General features: G+C 58.0%; 1 protein-coding gene. It reads right to left on the bottom strand.

The features are described from left to right. Positions 1 to 273: 273 nt before the first annotated feature. A complete protein-coding gene (locus AC27LF_RS45350; RefSeq protein ID WP_479662437.1) occupies positions 274 to 1668 on the bottom strand; it encodes a YopA family protein in 1395 nt (464 codons plus the stop codon). Between the last annotated feature and the right edge of the window lie 160 nt (positions 1669 to 1828).

Genomic DNA, 1828 nt, shown 5'->3' on the forward strand with positions numbered 1-1828 from the left:
GGCGAGGGGCCGGCTCGATGAGTGGCTGGCCCGCTGATGAGTGATCGCCCTGGGCCGTCACTGGGCCGTCCGACGCTCCCCGAGGCCACTTCGACGACGACCGGCAGCGGCAGTTGACGTACCGCAGCGCGCAGGGAACCTCCAGCTCAGAGACCCCCGACCGTATGGGTTTCCCCCAGGGGTGGCGGTCAGACAGGATGGGGCGCTTCTTGCCAACTGGCGGGCCTGGCATGCGCTCTCCGCTCATGCTGGCCCCAAGCCGCTTTCTCCCTGTCACCGTTGACGGGGATTTCGTCTGCTTCGGCGAGTGGCGGACCTAGTCAGAGGCAGGGACGGCGCAGTCCGGGGCGACATGTTTGCAGCCCAAGGAACAGGTTCGGTATCCCCAACCCAGCCCCTCTTGTGGAGCTCAGTATATGACCCTGCATATCCAATAGAATGCAAGATGAGCAAACGCACGTAGTGCAGCGACAAGAACCACGTGTCGAGCATTAGACCATCGTGGCGATAAATTTGCTCGTGCGGGTCCTTTGGATGCACAAGGCTATTTCTCACTCGGGTGATGGCTGTCGGGCCGTCAATATTCCTGGAGCGAGCGAAAGAAGCCAACCCCGGAAGAAGATTGGAATCGATCTGAATTGGAATTCCTGCGTCTTGCAGGAGGTAGCGCAACCTATCCTCTGCATAGCAGTCCCGATACTCCTCCGAAGTCATCTTTTGTCCAAGTACCAGGTTCGACCACGCGAGATGCTCCAAGGCCGGAGCAGCAGCCAAGACACGCTGCTCCAAGAACCCCGAGCTGACAGCCTGGACGGCCAAGCACATTTGGAAGCGGGTGATTCCGGACCGGGACGTGTCAGAGAGTGCAGACATTCCACGATCAATCAAGGAGATTAGGTCACTTGAGCTCCCCGCGTAGAGCCAACCACTCCCGACTGAAGCGAACGGATCGCAGATAGGGGACGCCCAATGCTCCCAGACGATTCGATCACTGTTGTCGAAGCCAACCGGCAGCCCGGGAGCCACCCACCGCCCGACCCCGAACGACAAGCAGACCCTCATGCATTCAATCAATTCCTTTACTGCACTGACGGAAAATTCCCCTCCGTCCGCCCTCTTCGCTTCCATCACGTGCGTCATCACATAGAGGTCGCCATCCTTTGAATTCTTAGTTGCTTCCCTATAATCTCGGCGTGCGTCAAGCACCAGCACCCAGCCAGATATTTCCGCACGCAGCCGCCCTGTCCACCAGGCTGTTCCAAAGTCTCCAGATTCTTCCAGTACATGACTACCTGGAATGCTTGGAAGATTGAACCAGTGAACGAGAACCTTCTTTAGTTGCGTAACCTCCTGTCCAACCTTGACTTCACCAATCCATCCAGAACATGCATCCGTGAGATGAGCTTCCGCACTCACTTCTCCATTACGTCCATCAAAGCGAAGCTCGACAGAATCTTTGCCGAAGTCTGAGCGGTCGGCATCCTCGCGATTGACACTCCAGCAAAGTGACGGCTTCGAGGCGAACTTCAGCTCGATCTTCCCAGTGCGACCTTGTGATCCGCCTTTTGTAACGGCCCCTTCGTACAGAGTGATTGACGCAGAAGGGGAATTGAAGCCGTAGACCGGTTCCAGTGGCGTTTCATACTCGTGGTCGTCTGTCGTCTGCATAGCAGTGCCCCCTCATGTACCGCAGGTTTGCTGCCGAGTGGGCAGCCGATGAACGTACCACGGATACCCGCCCGCGAGCGACAGGTGTAGGAGCTCGCCGTTGCACCACAAGCGCACCAGATCGGGCGGGGAATCACGGGGAAAGCAGTCGAGCCGCTAG

The sequence above is a fragment of the Streptomyces diversicolor genome (assembly GCF_057537855.1).